We start from the raw sequence: 16,915 nt of genomic DNA on the forward strand, positions 1-16,915 counted from the left end.
CTGACCGGTAATAGTTCAGGCGACTAAGTAGCTGGCCATATGGAATCACATATTTCTGGCTACTTGGGCAGGTGCTATGCGAGGCACAACGGAGGGAGCATAGCCGTAGCTATGTGACCGGAGTTGTAACGAAGCACGACTGCATGGATGCAGGAGCTAGAGCAACGCAGGAGCAGTTGCCGGGAGTACCTGAACAAGGAGTCAGAAATATATGATTTCATATGGTTAGCTACTTATTGTCGAATAAACCGGAGAGCCCCTGGTTTGCTATCTGATGTACTGCGCCAGGGGTTAATATCCAGCCCACCCCGCCGCAGATATTGGGCATAGACTGTCAGCTCGGTAAACCTGTAGTGTTTTTGCAGATCAACAAACGCTCGCTCAACACACTGTTCATGGAACTCCTGGTGATCCCTGAATGAACAGACATATTTCAGTAGCGATGCATGATCAATCTGCTCACCACGATAACTGACCACCAGCGTTCCCCAGTCCGGCTGGCCGGTAACCGGACAGTTGGATTTCAGCAGATGGGTATTCAACGTCTCACTGACTAACCCATCATCAGCCGCTGATTTATCACCTGTTGAGCTTTTGGCCAGTAGCGTTGGATCATATTGGTAACAATCCACAATGACATCAACTTCATCAATATTGGTTCCCGGCGCAGGATCAAAAGCACGAGCCTCAAATTCATTGATGGTATATAACCGCACTGCCACCGGTGCTTTGGCTGCTGCCGAAAGGTCCCGGGCAATACAGTCTGCAACCTGTTCAGCACTGGCAAACCGGGATTGATTAAATGAGTTGAGATACAGTTTGAACGACTTGGATTCAATCAGGCAGGGGGAGCTGCAGGGCAGCTCAAACCGGGCAACGCGTACAACGGGCTTTCCGGAAAGGTTTAACCAGGAAAGCTCATAGCCATACCAGAGATCACGACCGTAAAACGGCAAATTATCCGGATCAATACCCAGCTCTATACGCTTGTCTTGCCGCTCAATGGGAAACAGCAGCGAAGGATCGTATGCCGATTTGTAGTCGCTGTTTTTACCCAGCGGTGAAGCATGCAGAACATCATTCATTGCCAACAACCATCAACTTCTCAGACCTCGACCCGTTTTCAGCAGGTGCAAGCTGTAGGCACCCAGTAACAATATCGCCAGCAACATTACCGCAAAAGCAAAGCGGGTATCAACACCACCTGCTTCCCCCAGAAGTCCATAGCGAAAGGTATTCACCTGATAGAGAATCGGATTGAGCATAGAGACTTTCTGCCAGAATTCGGGCAGGATTTCGATGGAGTAAAAAACACCACCAAGGTAGGTCATGGGCGTCAATACAAAGGTTGGAATAATAGACACATCGTCAAACTTCCTGGCAAAGACACCATTGATAAACCCGCCCAGGGAAAACAGGGTGGCGGTCATGACCACGGCCAGTAAGGTAGCAAACACATCATGGACATCCAGCTCAACAAAGAACAGCCCCAGCCCCATGACGATAGCCCCGGTAATCACCCCCCGGGCCACCCCTCCCAGCACATAGCCCGCCAGAATGATCCAGTTGGGCACGGGAGATATCAGCACCTCTTCAATGCTTCGCTGAAATTTATTGCTGAAAAAACTGGAGGCCACGTTACTGAAGCTGTTGGTAATCACCGACATCATGATCAACCCGGGCAAGACGTAAGTCATATAACTGAAGCCGCTCATGGTACCAATGCGAGAACCAATCACCGCCCCAAAAATAACAAAATAGAGCACCATGGAAATCGCCGGCGGTAACAGAGTTTGCGGCCAGATTCGCATAAAGCGCCGCACTTCCTTGGCAAAGATGGTGACAAAGGCAACCCAGTGATAACGAAACTCACTGTGTTGCGGCCTTTCTGGCAGGCCTTGACTTCCTCCATGCTCCAAGCCTGACATCACGCTTCGCCTCCCGTTGCGCTTTCACCTTTCAGGGCACCTTTGGTCATATTGACAAAAAGCTCTTCCAGTCGGTTGTTTTTATTTCGCATGCTGGCGACTTCTATTTTAAGTTCACTCAGCTGCCGGAACAGATCGTTCACGCCCGTATTCTTATCCACTTCAACTTCCAGGGAGTTGTTGTCAATTTTGTTCACCTTATAGCCTGAAAACACCGGTATCTGTTCAATAGGCTGGCGCAAATCCAGGACAAAACTTTCCTTCTGCAACAGGCTGAGCAGCCGTTTCATGCTGGTGTTTTCCACGATTTCCCCCTGATCGATGATGGCAATATTACGACAGAGTTGCTCCGCCTCTTCCAGATAGTGGGTAGTCAGAATAATCGTAGCGCCCTGGTCGTTGATCTCTTTGATAAACTCCCACAGACTTCTACGCAGCTCTATATCCACGCCAGCGGTGGGTTCATCAAGAATCAGCAATTCAGGTTCATGGATCAACGCCCTGGCAATCATCAAGCGTCGCTTCATACCGCCTGACAGCATTCGGGACTGGGTAAAGCGCTTATCCCACAAGCCGAGTTTTTTCAGGTAGTGCTCAATACGGGGTCTGGCCTGCCTGGCAGAAAGGCCATAATAGCCAGCCTGACTGACCAGGATGTCTGCAACTTTTTCAAACTGATTAAAATTAAATTCCTGGGGCACTACCCCCAGGGAACGCTTGGCCTGAACCAGATCACGCTCAATGTCATGACCGAAGACAGAGACACTCCCGGCAGACTTTCGGACCATTGATGAAATCACGCCGATGGTGGTTGATTTGCCGGCACCATTGGGACCCAGCAAGGCAAAAAAGTCGCCTTTCGCGACCTCCAGGTCAACCCCTTTCAGAGCAACAAAACCGTCGTCGTATACTTTTTTTAAATTCTTGATGGCCAATGCCTGAGTCATGGTTCTCAGCCTTGAGATATCTATAATCAGTTATGAAATCTTATAATAAAAAGATCTTTGAGACCGTTAATTTATTTACACGGTCTGCAGTGATCAGGATAAGAAACGCCCCCGGCCAGTGAGGAACGTTTATCGCAGGTAAGCAAGCAGTGATGCCAAAGCCTTTCTGGCATTGGGGTAAGCGAAGGTAAAGCCCGCCTCCTGAAGTCGTCTGGGCGTCACCGCCTGCCCTTCCGTTAGCAACTGTGCAGACTCTCCAAGCAGCAACGCAAGAACACTTTCTGGCGTGGTCAAGATCGCCGGTCGGCGAACCGCACGCCCAAGCTCTTTGGCAAATGCCTTGTTGGTCAGAATCTCCGGGGAAACGGCATTGAAAACTCCTTTTGTTTCCGGATGGTTTACCAGATAGAGCAATGCATTGAGCATATCGTCCATGTGTATCCAGGACATGATCTGTCGGCCGTTGCCAATTGGCCCCCCCAGCCCCAGACGGAAAACAGGTAGCATCTTCTGCAACGCTCCGCCACTGGGGTGCAACACCACACCGATTCGGACGATACAGGTGCGAACCCCCAATGCCTCAACGCGCCTGGCCACCTGTTCCCAGCGATCACAAAGGGTTGCCGCGAAGTCACTGCCCACTTCTGCGGACTCATCCAGCTCCTCGCCGGGACGGGAGAAGCCATAATACCCGATCGCAGAAGCACTGATGAAACAGCCCGGTTTATTTTCCATCCGCTCAATCAGGTCCACCAGCTCTGACGTTACCCCAATACGGCTATCCAGCAGGGTCTTTTTGCGAGCCCGGCTCCATCTTTTATCGAGGATGCCCTCCCCGGCGAGATTAATCACCGCATCAAAATACGAGGCTGGATTAACAGCGGATAGCGAGGAAACAGGTTTTACCCGGGTAGAGAGTTGCAGACGAACCTCTTTAGCCGGTTGACGACTCAACACGACCACCTGATGCCCTTCATTAAGCAGACGATGAACCAGTCGGCGCCCAATAAACCCGGTACCCCCAGTAATCAGATATTGCATGAATCCATCAGCTCCATTGCTCAGCCCCAACCCTGGCTTATTGCCAGCAGGGGCAGGGAAACTACATTTGATAAATAATACTCACATCCGTTAATAATCGTAACATTTTCTGAAAAGATAAAAAAAAGCCCAGGTCCCCTCAAACCTGAGCTTTATTGACTGCCACCCTGATGCTCCCGCTTCTATTCTAATTTCCATGCTGTGGTGTTGACTACCCAGACCCGGAGCAGGGCATTTCTTGTTGTTTGACCTGCTCTCGTTGATCCAGTGCACGCTTCGAATTATACGTAAAAGCCGTACGCGATCACTTGATCCAGATCAAATTATTTCGACATATACCTATTAAGCCATTAATAGCTCCACCTACGAACCAACAGAATCTGACACTAGCCCGGATATTTCATAAACGTGCTCCCGCTCTCGCTTGTCCTTTGCCGCTCTAAGGGAGTTTTGCTCAGTCGACCGTACTCCCCGGTACGGCGCTCCCTCACAAAATCCCTTAGAGCGACAAAGTCCTTCGCGAGAATCGGGGCAGTTTATGAAATATCCGGGCTGCTCCTCAGTAACGCATCCAGTTGGTCTATTCTTATGGACTATTGTTTTTCTCCTCCAACACACTAACCGAGACTGACTCAATCTGATCGCAGCAGGGTATCTGTACTCCGTCGCCATTTATAACGGGCAGGAGTTGCAGTTGACCGGTTACTATCCAAGAGGCGGTCTGACCGGTTAATCCCTTTCCGGAGCCACCCTCATGATCAAAAGTACTTTCGGTACGCTGCAAAAAATTGGTAAAGCATTAATGCTGCCAGTTGCCGTACTGCCTGTAGCCGGGATTCTTCTGGGCGTGGGCAGTGCAGGGTTTTCGTTCATACCGGACCTGATTTCCAGCATTATGGCCCATGCCGGCGGTGCCGTATTCAGCAATCTGCCGCTGATTTTTGCCATTGGTACCGCCATAGGTCTGGCAGAAAACGACGGTGTTGCTTCAGTGGCTGCTGTCGTTGGCTTTGTCATTATGCTCGGCACCATGGGTATCATGGCCAATCAACTGGGCTTTGAACCCTCATCGGTGATGGGCATTAGTACCATTGATACCGGCGTCTTTGGTGGCATCATTGTCGGGATACTGGCTTCCGTGATGTTTAACCGGTACTACAAAATTCAGTTACCGGAGTATCTTGGTTTCTTTGCCGGTAAACGGTTTGTCCCCATTGCTACCGGTATTGGTGCCATTTTCCTCGGTATTCTGCTGAGCTTTATCTGGCCTCCAGTCCAATCCGTTATCAATAACTTTTCCCATTGGTCAGTGAATGAAAACCCGGAGGCGGCAGGGTTTGTTTACGGTTTTGTCGAAAGGCTACTCATCCCTTTTGGCCTGCACCATATCTGGAACGTGCCTTTCCATATGGAAATGGGTGAATTTATTGATGAGTCCGGTACGGTATTTAATGGCGATATTGCCCGCTTCTTTGCCGGAGACCCAACCGCCGGTTTTCTGGCCGGCGGCTATCTGTTCAAAATGTTTGGTTTGCCTGCTGCTGCCATTGCCATGTGGCATTGTGCAAAACCGGAAAACAGGGCTAAAGCTGGCGGTATCATGATCTCTGCAGCACTGACCTCGTTACTGACAGGCATCACAGAGCCCATTGAATTTTCTTTCCTGTTTGTTGCCCCGCTGCTCTATGGTATGCACGCGTTGCTGGCTGGCATGGCTTACGCCATCACCAACTATCTGGACATCAAGATGGCCATGTCCTTCTCTAATGGCCTGATCGACTATGTACTCTATTTCGGCATTGCCACCAAACCTGTCTGGATCATTATGCTCGGGGCTCTCTATGCCGTACTTTACTATGTTATTTTCCGGGTATTGATTCTGGCACTTAACTTGAAAACGCCCGGGCGCGAAGATGAAAGTGACAGCGAAGTCAATGCCGGGTCATCCAGCGAGCTGGCCGTTAACCTGATTAATGCGTTTGGTGGTAAAGGCAATATTAAACACCTGGATGCCTGCATTACCCGCCTCAGAGTCACCGTTAACAATACAGAGAATGCCGATGTTGACCGTATCAAACAGCTGGGCGCAACCGCAGTGGTGGTGGTTGGCCATAATATGCAGGCGATCTTCGGACCCAGGTCTGACCATATCCGTACCGAAATGCAGGAGGCCATGAAGACCATATGATAAGGGAGTCACGCCAGAAGCATCCTGGTCTCAGGACTTCTGGCGGTGCTTATGAATGACAGGAATCCGCCGATAGAAAAATTTTCATAATTATTGCGGAGATAAGCGCATGCATGGAGTAGGAGGCACTCAGCAACCCGCCAATCTGGCAACAGCAAACGACAGCAATGTCCAGACTGACAAAGGCTTTTTTGGCCAGCTCAAAGTCACCGTCGTTGAAGGCGTAAGAAATATTCTCTCTGCAAATTATTCATCAATCCCCGACAACGCCAAGCTTGCTTCACGAAATATCGCCGTGCTTGCCTCTGCCCTGCAACCCCTTGTTAATGAGAGCGATAACGCCGGAGCCAAAGACAGCAGCCAGGATTTTGAGCAGGCTTTGAAAAAGGCAAGTAATAACCCAAAGTCCCTGAAACTCTTTTCTCAAATCAACCAGGAATTGGAGAAAATACAACAGTTACAAGAAGAACTGTCCGAGCTTTATAGCACTAACGACAGGCTTCTGAGGATTCCCGGGGCAGTCAATGGCCCGCGATACACGGAAGTCAAAGCACAGATCACTGAATGCCAAAATGACATGGCTGGTGCCAAACAAAAGGGCACCCGTGCCCAGCAAAAATTCAATAAAATGGTGGACCCTCAACTGAAAATTGATTTTGACGCGTTACAGGTACCAGAGGAAAAACGCTCACCTGAATCAGCTAAAGACGTAGCCAAGTATGAAAAAATGAAAACTGATCTACTTAAGCGCCAGGAGCCTGTCGGACTTAAGCGTCCGTAGCGAGGATTGCGAGAAATTGAGGATAAAAATTTCTGCTTCTGAGGAGAATAGCGGGGCTATTTGACGAAGAAGCAGGAATTTTTAGACCAATTTATCGCAACCGCAGTAGGACAGTCTTAAGTCCGACAGGCTCCTAGCGAACAGCGGATTCGAAGCATCCTTTATGGGAACATTCATTCCCGTCAAAGATACCTTCTGGCTTGCACTCATTCATTAGCCATACAAGCCGACAAATAGACTATATTTCACTATCTTCTTAATTGTGCAGGGGAGACACTGTGATGCATGGAGTCGGCGGCGGCCATCAACCTGTCAACCTGACACCGACAATCAACGACGTTAAAACTCCGGAAACCAGTAAATCAGAGGGAGACTTTCGCGGGTTTAAGGTCACAACACCAAAAACATTCAAGTCATTCCTGTCATCCCTGTTATCCCGTTTTTCGTCAACACCCGAAAAAACCAGCATCCGGTCCAGACACGCCCAAGTGTACAAGCCAACACAGCAACAAGGCTCAACCATCAGTGACAAACAAGCAACAGAAAAGAGTGTTGAGCAACCAGCAAAACAGGCCAATCCAGCGACCATCAAAAGGAGATTTGACAGGCTTTGCTCCAATCTGGAACGGATGCAAACTTTTAAAAATGATTTACGAACCCTGGAGCGTGGCACTGACGAGTTCAGAATGTGTAATCTTGAACTTCAGCGGGCGAAAGCAAAGTTTAATGCGGCAGTTGACAGCTTCAATAACTCCGTCAGTGCTGATCAACAAATTGACGCTTCAGACCTTGAAATGACAATGGCGAATAAACAGTCACCAGAATATGCTGAAGACGCCGCAAAATATAAACAAATGAACATCCCTGCCTTTGTAGAGAATACAGAGAATGTTGAGCAACCAATAGATCTGGCCCTTAAAAATCCAGACACTGAGAAAAAATTTACCAACCTTTGCGATACCCTGAAACAGATGCAAAAGTGTAAAAATGAGTTACAGGACCTGAGTCATAGAAGTAATGCTCACATAGCGTCTGAATCTAACATTAATGTGGCTAAAGCAAACTTTAAACAGGCAGTAGAAAGCTTCAACAGTGTCGTTGGTGATGATCTGAAAGTTGACGCTTTCGACCTTGAAATGGCAATGGCTAATAAGGACGCACCAGAATTTGCTGAAAACATAGCCAGGTTTCAACAAATGAAAATCCCTTCATTTATGCCCAAAAACTGACTTTGTCGTGTTTCTGCGCGACACTTTTCCTGCCTGAACAGTTTTTGCATAAGCGAACTTTCGTCAATGGCCAAACCAGCCTGGCTGGCCATCATTGCAAGCGGCTCACTTCATATATACAGTCAACAGCGTATCAGCCCCAGCCTGCACATGCCCGCTGGATTTCTCCAGATGACTGACATCGTCCATACTGGAGATCACAATGGGCGTTACCACACTTCTCGCCTTTTCCTTCAGCAAAGTAAGATCCACTTCAACCACAGGATCACCCGCTTTAATCCGCTGCCCTTCTGTCGCTATCCGTTTAAAGCCCTCCCCTTTCAGCTCCACGGTGTCAATGCCAAAATGGACAAACAGCTCAACGCCCGAGGGGGTTTCCATACTGAAAGCATGATTGGTTTCAAAAATCTTGCCAATCACGCCATCACAGGGCGCGACCATAATATGCCCGGTTGGATCAATGGCCAGACCATCTCCCACCACCTTGTCGGCAAACACCGGATCCGGAACGTCCTCTATGGGAACAATCTTACCCGTCAAAGGTGCCTTCAGGACTGTTCCCTCATTCGAGCCAAAGCCCAGACTTTTTTTGAGAGAGTCAAAGATAGCCATAACTGTTACCTGCGGCTGTTACAACAATCTTCTGTGAAGCTTGCTCATGGCATGAGATCGCTTCACAGATGCGGGACCGGCTGATACCGGCTGGGAGGAAAGCAAAAAGCCTCTTGTTCAGAGGCTTTTCCGACTTAAAGAACTTTAGTCATCTGCTGATCAGCATTCAACCATTGGACACCAGAGAATCAAACCGAAACGATTTCAGCCACTTTCATCAGGTGATTGTCAATCTGGTTGTGCTTACTGATTGCTCTTTCCAGCGGGGTTTTCACCACCTGCTGGTCACGAACGCCGACCATAATACCACTGTCGCCATTGCGCAGCGCTTCTACAGAGGCAACACCAAGACGACTGGCCAGAACACGGTCAAAGCAGGTAGGCTTGCCACCACGCTGGATATGCCCCAGCACGGTAACCTTCACTTCATATTCAGGAAAGTTTTCTTCCACAGCACGGGACAGTTCAAAAACACCGCCACTGCGATCACCTTCAGCAACCACAATAATACTGGAGGTTTTGCCCGCACGGCCGCTCTTCTGCAAAGATTCCATGAACACTTCAACCGTCTTTTCCTGCTCAGGAATCAGGATATCTTCTGCACCGGAAGCAATACCCGTGTTCAGAGCAATAAAGCCGGCATCACGGCCCATCACTTCAATGAAGAACAGGCGGTTGTGAGAAGTTGCAGTATCACGAATCTTATCGATGGCTTCGACAACAGTATTCAGGGCTGTGTCATAACCGATGGTGAAGTCAGTCCCGTAAATGTCATTATCGATGGTACCGGGAACGCCAATACAGGGCAGACCATGCTCTTCTTCCAGCAGCATGGCACCGGTGAATGAACCATCACCTCCGATCACCACCAGACCATCCAGCTCAGCAGCCCGGGCATTTTCGTAAGCCTTTACACGGCCCTCTTTGGTGCGGAACTCCTGACAGCGGGCAGATTTCAGGAAGGTCCCCCCTTGATTAATGATATTGGCAACCGTCCGGGCATCCGCCACTTCCATACGGTTTTCAATCAACCCTTTGTAGCCTTCCTGAATCACTACGGGAACAATACCGTAGTAAATGCAGGCACGAACAGCGGCACGGATGGCCGCATTCATACCGGGAGCGTCGCCCCCGGAAGTCAAAACTCCGACTCTCTTTAATTCGGTCATGCCAGGCTCTTCTCCTTCCAAGTGCCTAACTGCTGGTAAAGCAATTAGAAATAAATAGGTTCTGTTGACTCAGCTTACGCTGATAATCTGCATGGTGTTGGTACCACCTTCGATTTCCTGACTTTCGCCTTTGGTCAGAATAATCCTGTCGCCTGCTTCCAGAAGGCCACGCTCTTTGAGGACATTAATTGCACGTCCATTGACTTCCGGGCCGTACTCAGTACCACTGTCAAACGCCACCGCTTCTACGCCACGATACAGGGCAACCCGGCGCTCGGTAGTCTGGTAACGCGTCAGGGCAAAAATAGGAAGACGGGTATTGATTCTGGACATCCACAGCGGTGTGGCACCACTTTTCGTCAGACAGACGATGGCCTTAATGTCACTCTGATGGTTAGCTGCAAACAGGGTTGCCTGAGCGATGGCCTCATCAATATTGGTAAACTGACCAATGCGGCGCTCCGTCATGTACTCAACGGACTGTTTTTCAGCACCGAGACAAATGCGACTCATGGCCTTGACCACTTCATCCGGGCGCTTACCGGTGGCGGTTTCACCGGATAACATCACGGCATCAGTGCCATCCAGTACCGCATTGGCGACGTCAAACACTTCTGCCCGGGTTGGTTGCGTGTTGTGAATCATGGACTCCATCATCTGAGTGGCGGTAATGACCGGTTTATTCAAACGACGGGCTTCACTGATCATGTGCTTCTGGGCACCAATCAGCTCAGGATCACCAATTTCGACCCCCAGGTCACCACGGGCAACCATCACGGCATCGGATGCGGAAATAATGTCAGCCAGCAGGTCATGGTCGTTCACCACCTCGGCCCGCTCAATCTTGGACAGTATAGCGGCGGTTCCGCCAGCTTCGTGGAGTAGACGACGGGCTTCTTCAACATCGCTGGCATGACGGACAAAAGATACTGCCAGATAGTCCACTTCCAGCTCAGCCGCCAGAAGAATGTCCTGCTTATCTTTTTCCGTTAATGCCGCCGCAGAAAGACCTCCACCCTGAAGGTTAATGCCCTTGTTGTTGGACAGCTCGCCGCCATTGATCGCTTTGGTCTTTATGCTCGGACCATCAATAGCCATGACTTCCAGGCTGATCCGCCCGTCATCAAGCAGCAGTATGTCACCAACCTTGCAGTCGTTTGGCAGATCTTTATAACCGAGCCCCACCTGGGTTTCATCGCCATCATCAATGGGAAGGCTGGCATCCAGGTGAAAGGTTGCGCCATCCGGAAGGTGAATCTTGCCATTCTGGAAACGGCCAATGCGAATCTTTGGCCCTTGCAGATCACCCAGGATAGCAACCGGACGGTTCAGTCTTTCGGCAATTTCACGAATGGTTTTGGCACGGGCTTTGTGATCTTCCGGATCACCGTGGGAGAAGTTAAGGCGAACAACGTTGACGCCAGCTTCAATCAGCTTTTGCAGTTGTTCTTCAGATTCTGTTGCAGGCCCCAGGGTTGCGACAATTTTTGTGCGTCTGAGCATAATAATCCTCTCGCTTGTGAACCCGCCGCTGTCGTGGGAGCCTTCAGCCCCCACCGGAGTCATTACAGCAAGCGACAGGCCTTAAGTAGTTAACCAAATGGATTAATGATGTGCACGGCAGCCGTTCACAACCTGTACACCTCTGCTCTGCAGGACAAATGTATTGAACGGAGTGCAAACAAAAGAAGAAAGTGCCGTTAGAGTATAGGAGCCATGTTGCCCCGTAGCACTGTCTTCTCTCTGTTTACCAACAGCCTGAAACAACTTATCTCATTTATCGTAACCAGCACAGGCCCGTTAAACGAGCCTGTGTTGAGTTCACTGGGTGAATGCCTTACGCGTTCATCAGGGCCTTGGCCGTATCCAGCATACGGTTGGAGAAGCCCCACTCGTTGTCGTACCAGGACATAACCTTAACCAGGTTGCCCAGAACACGAGTCTGAGTAGCATCGAAGTTGGAAGAGAACGGACTGTGGTTGAAGTCCATGGAAACCAGCTCTTCGTTGTTCACAGACAGAACAGTTGCCATGGCCGGGTTGGACTTGGCAGCAACAGCGATGATTTCGTTCACTTCTTCAACGGTGGTTTCACGCGCAGCAACGAAGCTCAGGTCCACCAGAGAAACGTTGATGGTCGGTACGCGCACCGCCATGCCGTCGAACTTGCCTTTCAGTTCAGGAACAACTTCACCAACAGCAGCAGCAGCACCGGTAGCGGTTGGAATCATGTTCATGGCAGCGGCACGGGCACGGTACAGGTCAGAGTGGTATACATCGCTCAGACGCTGGTCGTTGGTGTAAGCGTGGATAGTGGTCATCAGACCCTTATCAATGCCCAGGGCGTCGTTCAGAGGCTTGGCGATAGGAGCCAGACAGTTAGTGGTGCAGGATGCGTTAGAAATAACGGTCATATCTGCTGTCAGAGTGTCGTGGTTCACACCGTAAACGATAGTAGCGTCAACGTTTGAGCCAGGCGCAGAAATGATAACTTTCCTGGCACCAGCATCCAGGTGTGGCTTGCAGGAATCTTTGGAACGGAAAACACCAGTACATTCAAAGACAACGTCAACACCCAGCTCGCCCCATGGCAGCCTGGAAGGGTCACGCTCAGAGAAAGTCTTGATTTCGTCACCGTTTACGAACAGAGCACCTTCGCCTTCTTCAACCTGTGCGTTGAAACGGCCATGAACGGTGTCGTACTTAGTCAGGTGAGTATTGATTTTGGTGTCACCCAGATCATTAATGGCAACAATCTGGTATTCATCGCGACGGCCAGCTTCGTAGAGTGCGCGCAGTACGTTGCGACCGATACGGCCGTAGCCATTAATAGCAATCTTGATCATGATGTCTCCAATACCGTTAATCAAAGCGGAATTACCGCCCTGCCTCTAGTAAAAAGGATTTCGTCAGCGAATGCAGCACAGTAAATACACCTATCGCAAACCCCAAACACCTAACTACAGGGTTTAACGGCAGATCACAGATTTTACCCAGTCACAGCACCACTAAAAACAAACGACAACATTGATTAGCTGCCGCATTTCGAAACCCACTCCACAGGACTTGTATCCCTGAAGCACATAAACTTACGGACAAGGGTTGACTTCTTGGTGGTACGGAGTTACAAATATGCAAAATAAAACAACACATAACACATAATTTCACACCGCTTCTCATCCGGGATCAACCGATTGTCGAAGCCACTGGTTAGCTTCATAGGTCTCCAGTGTGATATAGAGTTTGATCGAAAAACCGGAATTCAGCAAAGCCGTTACAGTTTTGTTTGATTCCGAATTCTTATATGTACTCCCAACGAACCACGCTATTACGCTGTCTTAGCCAGTCAGCAAGATCCGTTGTCATCATACATTCAGATCAGCACCTTTACCTATAGGGATAATGCGGACTGTAATCCCGCTAGTCAAGCCCGTTACAGACCAACTCACCGCTACACCAATGCAAGATCTTATTTATCGACATTATCAAATATGAACATGAATAAGTGACCACAGAGTTCTAATCACAAGGCTCTGACGAACTATTCAACAATAAAAAACGACAGAAACCACCTACGCATCTGAAGAGATAAGCTTAAAATATCTCAAAGCTGCCGTAACTCAGGGTTGAAAGCAAAAAAACAAAAAAATCCAGATTTAAGCAATATAATCCATTAACAAGCACACCAACAGAGACAACTGTTCCATCCCATCAAAAAACAACAACCAAAAAAACATAGTTACAAGACAGAAAGCAAGACATCAGTAAATGTATGATCCTTTCACCACCAGAAAAATGTAATTTTTTTGTAATCAGTCATTTGTAAACGCCAGGCAATCTGACTGGTTATGATTAGATTCATCAAATACTTCATTTTTTATAAATAAAAAATATAACCGCAGAAACAGACCCAAAAAAATTAAACACTCAACAACATCACAGAACACAACAAATCAACTTTCTGCTGATACCCAGACCCTCAACATCAAGTAAACTGGTAATATCATTCTTCTTACCGCTTATTAATATTGGTCTTTTATGAAACAGCTATTTATTGCCGGGATGCTGATTTTTTCTTCCACGATCACCGCCGAAGTGCTGAATTGCGAGCAAAAGCAATCGGTTTGTGCAGCCAAGTGCAAGGCATCAAGTCTTATCAATGAGCAGGACAGCAGCACTTGCAAAGCTCAATGCCTGGGAGAGCGAACAGCCTGTGAACTGGAACAAGGCAAGGAGTCAGCGGGAAAATTTGCCACACAGGCAAAAGATGCAGGCCAGTCTCTGATGGACAAAATGAAAGCCTTCTGGGATGGACTAACCCACAGCCAGTAACAACTGCACCATAAAAAAATGCCTCTAACCAAACTCTGATTAGAGGCATACGACCTATTTCAGTCGAAGGTTATTTACCGTAATAAGCCTTGATGAGCAGCTCTTCCAGCTCAGAAATCAATGGCAAACGAGGATTCGCCGTTGTGGTCTGATCTTCAAAGGCGTGGTTAGCCAGCATGCTGATTTTACTCTTGAACAGAGACTCATCCACACCAATCTCCTGAAGAGAAGCAGGCATATCCAGGCGCTTCATCAAATCACGAACCGCATTGGCCAGGGATTTAACCCCCTCTTCCGGCGTCTTGGCGGGCAGGCCCAGCATTCTGGCAATCTCAGCATACTTCTCGTGGGCAATGTAATACTGATATTTCGGGAATGATGCCACCTTGGTTGGATTAGGGCAGCCGTTATACTCAATCACATGAGGCAATAACACCGCATTGGCCTGACCGTGAGAAATATGCAATTCATTACCCAGCTTATGGGCAATCGCATGGTTGACGCCCAGGAAAGCGTTGGCAAATGCCATGCCGGCAATACAGGATGCATTGTGCATTTTCTCCCGGGCTTTTCGGTCAGCGGTTTCATAAGACTGCGGCAGATAATCGAAGACCAGCTGGATCGCTTTCATCGCCAGAGCATCGGTGTAGTCTGAAGCCATGATGGACACATAAGCTTCCATGGCATGAGTGAGCACATCCAGGCCGGTATCTGCTGTCACTTTCTTCGGAACAGTCAGTACCAGGTTAGGGTCAATAATGGCCACATCCGGAGTCAGCTCATAGTCAGCCAGCGGGTACTTGGCACCTTTTTCCTTATCGGTAATAACGGCGAATGATGTTACCTCAGAACCGGTACCGGAAGTGGTCGGAATCGCAACCAGCTTCGCCTTCTTACCCAGATGCGGGAATTTATAGACACGCTTGCGGATATCCAGGAATTTCTGGGCCATACCGGCAAAGTCAGCATCCGGCTGTTCATAGAAAAGCCACATTCCCTTGGCCGCATCAATGGGAGAACCACCGCCCAGGGCTATGATCACATCCGGGTTAAACCGTGCCATTTCCCGGGCACCATTGCGAACGGTCTCCAGACTTGGATCAGGCTCAACCTGATTGAAAATTTCAACCTGAACCGGCACGGTACGCTTTCTCAGGTGGTAGAGGATTTTATCCACATAACCCAGGGACTGAATAACCTCATCAGTCACAATAAAGACACGAGAGATATCCTGCATCTTTTCAAGGTACTGAAGAGAGTTGGCCTCGAAGTAAATCTTTTCGGGAAGTTTAAACCATTGCATATTGACCCGACGCTTGGCGACACGCTTGACATTGATCAGGTTTACCGCAGATACGTTGGAGGTGGTACTGTTACCACCGTAGGTGCCGCAACCCAGAGTCAGGGAAGGCATATTGGTGTTGTAAATATCACCAATGGCACCGTGGGTGCTTGGAGAGTTGATAATGATACGACCGGCTTTCATGGCCAGAGAGAACTCTTCAATCACCTGGTTATCCTGGGCATGCAACACGGCAGAGTGTCCAAGACCGCCAAAATTGAGCATTTGATCCGCCAGCTCAACAGCATGATGGGCATCTTTCGCCTTGAGCACCCCGAGAACCGGAGAGAGCTTTTCCCGGGACAGCGGGAACTCAGGGCCGACACCCTCAATTTCTGCGGCCAGAATACGGGTATTCCCAGGCACCTTGATACCGGCGAGTTCGGCAATATAAGAAGGCTTCATGCCAACAATCTTACTGTTTACATGACCGTCATGAATAACCACTTCAGCCAGTCGCCCGGTTTCCTCCGGCGTCGTGAAGTACACATTCTGAGACTTCAGCTCTTTGACCACCGCTTTATAAACCGACTGATGAACAATCGCGGCCTGCTCAGAGGCGCAGATCATGCCATTATCGAAGCTCTTGGACATCACCAGGTCATTACAGGCCTGCTTGATATCTGCAGACTGGTCAATAATGCAAGGCACGTTACCAGAACCTACGCCCAGGGCAGGCTTACCGGAAGAGTAGGCTGCGCGCACCATACCGGAGCCACCGGTCGCCAGAATAACGGCAACTTCAGGGTGCGTCATCAGCTTCTGAGTCGCTTCGATGGAAGGGTACTCGACCCACAGCACACAGTCTTCAGGGGCACCGGCCGCAACCGCTGCATCGCGAACAATCCGGGCAGCTTCACTGGAACACTTCTGTGCCGAAGGGTGGAAGGCAAAAATAATCGGGTTACGGGTTTTGGTAGAAATAATGGACTTGAACATGGTGGTGGAGGTCGGGTTAGTCACCGGAGTAACCCCACACACAATGCCTACCGGCTCAGCAACCAGCATGAAATCTTCTTCAGCGTTGTCTTCAATAACGCCTACGGTCTTATCGTACTTGATGGAGTGGTAAACGTACTCGGTGGCAAAGATGTTTTTGGTCACCTTATCTTCCAGGATACCACGACCGGTCTCCTCAACAGCCATTCGAGCCAGCTCCATATGAGCTGCCTGACCCGCCAGAGCCATAGCCCTGGTGACCCTGTCGACATCTTCCTGAGTCAGCTTGAGAAACTTCTCCCTTGCCACCATTGCCCGCTCAATTAACGCATTAATCTGAGCATCAACATCCTGAACAACTGCATCTTTATTTACAGTTTTTCCAGCCTGCTTTTTTCCGGCCATGAT

At 49.2% G+C, this 16,915-nt stretch carries 13 protein-coding genes; 4 read left to right on the plus strand and 9 right to left on the minus strand.

From position 1 onward, the window contains the following. Nucleotides 1-233 precede the first annotated feature (233 nt). From queF to CX664_RS05945, 4 genes are all read right to left on the minus strand, one after another. Nucleotides 234-1,085: an NADPH-dependent 7-cyano-7-deazaguanine reductase QueF gene (gene queF, locus CX664_RS05930; RefSeq protein ID WP_101745851.1), complete on the minus strand. Its 852-nt coding sequence runs from the start codon at nt 1,083-1,085 to the stop codon at nt 234-236. Between the two features lie 12 nt (nt 1,086-1,097). Next, a complete protein-coding gene (locus CX664_RS05935) occupies nt 1,098-1,928 on the minus strand; it encodes an ABC transporter permease (RefSeq protein WP_101745852.1) in 831 nt (276 codons plus the stop codon). Beyond that, a complete protein-coding gene (locus CX664_RS05940) occupies nt 1,928-2,875 on the minus strand; it encodes an ABC transporter ATP-binding protein (RefSeq protein ID WP_101745853.1) in 948 nt (315 codons plus the stop codon). The genes CX664_RS05935 and CX664_RS05940 overlap by 1 nt, the downstream gene beginning before the upstream one ends. A gap of 129 nt (nt 2,876-3,004) precedes the next feature. Then, on the minus strand, nt 3,005-3,916 hold the full coding sequence (locus CX664_RS05945) for a TIGR01777 family oxidoreductase (protein ID WP_101745854.1): 912 nt from the start codon (nt 3,914-3,916) through the stop codon (nt 3,005-3,007). A 754-nt stretch (nt 3,917-4,670) separates the two neighbouring features. Here CX664_RS05945 and ptsG point away from each other — a divergent pair. From ptsG to CX664_RS26240, 3 genes are all read left to right on the plus strand, one after another. Then, on the plus strand, nt 4,671-6,104 hold the full coding sequence (gene ptsG / locus CX664_RS05950; protein WP_101745855.1) for a PTS glucose transporter subunit IIBC: 1,434 nt from the start codon (nt 4,671-4,673) through the stop codon (nt 6,102-6,104). 109 nt (nt 6,105-6,213) lie between these two features. After that, nucleotides 6,214-6,885: a hypothetical protein gene (locus CX664_RS05955; RefSeq protein WP_101745856.1), complete on the plus strand. Its 672-nt coding sequence runs from the start codon at nt 6,214-6,216 to the stop codon at nt 6,883-6,885. 629 nt (nt 6,886-7,514) lie between these two features. Then, nucleotides 7,515-8,114, plus strand: coding sequence for a hypothetical protein (locus tag CX664_RS26240; protein WP_163373309.1), 600 nt, complete (start codon nt 7,515-7,517; stop codon nt 8,112-8,114). Between the two features lie 105 nt (nt 8,115-8,219). Here CX664_RS26240 and crr read toward each other — a convergent pair whose 3' ends face one another. The 4 genes from crr to gap form a co-directional block, all read right to left on the minus strand. Beyond that, on the minus strand, nt 8,220-8,726 hold the full coding sequence (crr, locus tag CX664_RS05965) for a PTS glucose transporter subunit IIA (RefSeq protein WP_101745858.1): 507 nt from the start codon (nt 8,724-8,726) through the stop codon (nt 8,220-8,222). Nucleotides 8,727-8,914: 188 nt separating this feature from the next. Beyond that, nucleotides 8,915-9,895, minus strand: coding sequence for a 6-phosphofructokinase (gene pfkA / locus CX664_RS05970; protein ID WP_101745870.1), 981 nt, complete (start codon nt 9,893-9,895; stop codon nt 8,915-8,917). Nucleotides 9,896-9,964: 69 nt separating this feature from the next. Then, nucleotides 9,965-11,398, minus strand: a complete 1,434-nt coding sequence (gene pyk, locus CX664_RS05975; protein ID WP_101745859.1) for a pyruvate kinase — start codon at nt 11,396-11,398, stop codon at nt 9,965-9,967. Nucleotides 11,399-11,732: 334 nt separating this feature from the next. Beyond that, the gene (gap, locus tag CX664_RS05980) at nt 11,733-12,743 is read right to left on the minus strand and encodes a type I glyceraldehyde-3-phosphate dehydrogenase (RefSeq protein WP_101745871.1); all 1,011 of its coding nucleotides are present in this window, start codon (nt 12,741-12,743) and stop codon (nt 11,733-11,735) included. A gap of 1,189 nt (nt 12,744-13,932) precedes the next feature. On the opposite strand from gap, the gene CX664_RS05985 reads away from it, so the two are divergent. Further along, entirely contained in the window at nt 13,933-14,226 is a 294-nt protein-coding gene (locus CX664_RS05985; protein WP_101745860.1) for a hypothetical protein, read from the plus strand. Nucleotides 14,227-14,296: 70 nt separating this feature from the next. On the opposite strand, the gene adhE is transcribed toward CX664_RS05985, so the two are convergent. Then, a complete protein-coding gene (gene adhE / locus CX664_RS05990) occupies nt 14,297-16,912 on the minus strand; it encodes a bifunctional acetaldehyde-CoA/alcohol dehydrogenase (protein WP_101745861.1) in 2,616 nt (871 codons plus the stop codon). Nucleotides 16,913-16,915: the final 3 nt, after the last annotated feature.

Source organism: Endozoicomonas acroporae (assembly GCF_002864045.1).
Taxonomy (GTDB): Bacteria; Pseudomonadota; Gammaproteobacteria; order Pseudomonadales; family Endozoicomonadaceae; genus Endozoicomonas; species Endozoicomonas acroporae.

Bases quoted from the DNA above. Each gene is read 5' to 3' on its own strand.
- queF (WP_101745851.1), bottom strand. From the start codon at position 1,085: ATGAATGATGTTCTGCATGCTTCACCGCTGGGTAAAAACAGCGACTAC.
- CX664_RS05940 (WP_101745853.1), bottom strand. From the start codon at position 2,875: ATGACTCAGGCATTGGCCATCAAGAATTTAAAAAAAGTATACGACGAC.
- crr (WP_101745858.1), bottom strand. From the start codon at position 8,726: ATGGCTATCTTTGACTCTCTCAAAAAAAGTCTGGGCTTTGGCTCGAAT.
- adhE (WP_101745861.1), bottom strand. From the start codon at position 16,912: ATGGCCGGAAAAAAGCAGGCTGGAAAAACTGTAAATAAAGATGCAGTT.
- CX664_RS05935 (WP_101745852.1), bottom strand. From the start codon at position 1,928: ATGTCAGGCTTGGAGCATGGAGGAAGTCAAGGCCTGCCAGAAAGGCCG.
- CX664_RS05945 (WP_101745854.1), bottom strand. From the start codon at position 3,916: ATGCAATATCTGATTACTGGGGGTACCGGGTTTATTGGGCGCCGACTG.
- CX664_RS05955 (WP_101745856.1), top strand. From the start codon at position 6,214: ATGCATGGAGTAGGAGGCACTCAGCAACCCGCCAATCTGGCAACAGCA.
- CX664_RS05985 (WP_101745860.1), top strand. From the start codon at position 13,933: ATGAAACAGCTATTTATTGCCGGGATGCTGATTTTTTCTTCCACGATC.
- ptsG (WP_101745855.1), top strand. From the start codon at position 4,671: ATGATCAAAAGTACTTTCGGTACGCTGCAAAAAATTGGTAAAGCATTA.
- pyk (WP_101745859.1), bottom strand. From the start codon at position 11,398: ATGCTCAGACGCACAAAAATTGTCGCAACCCTGGGGCCTGCAACAGAA.
- pfkA (WP_101745870.1), bottom strand. From the start codon at position 9,895: ATGACCGAATTAAAGAGAGTCGGAGTTTTGACTTCCGGGGGCGACGCT.
- CX664_RS26240 (WP_163373309.1), top strand. From the start codon at position 7,515: ATGCAAACTTTTAAAAATGATTTACGAACCCTGGAGCGTGGCACTGAC.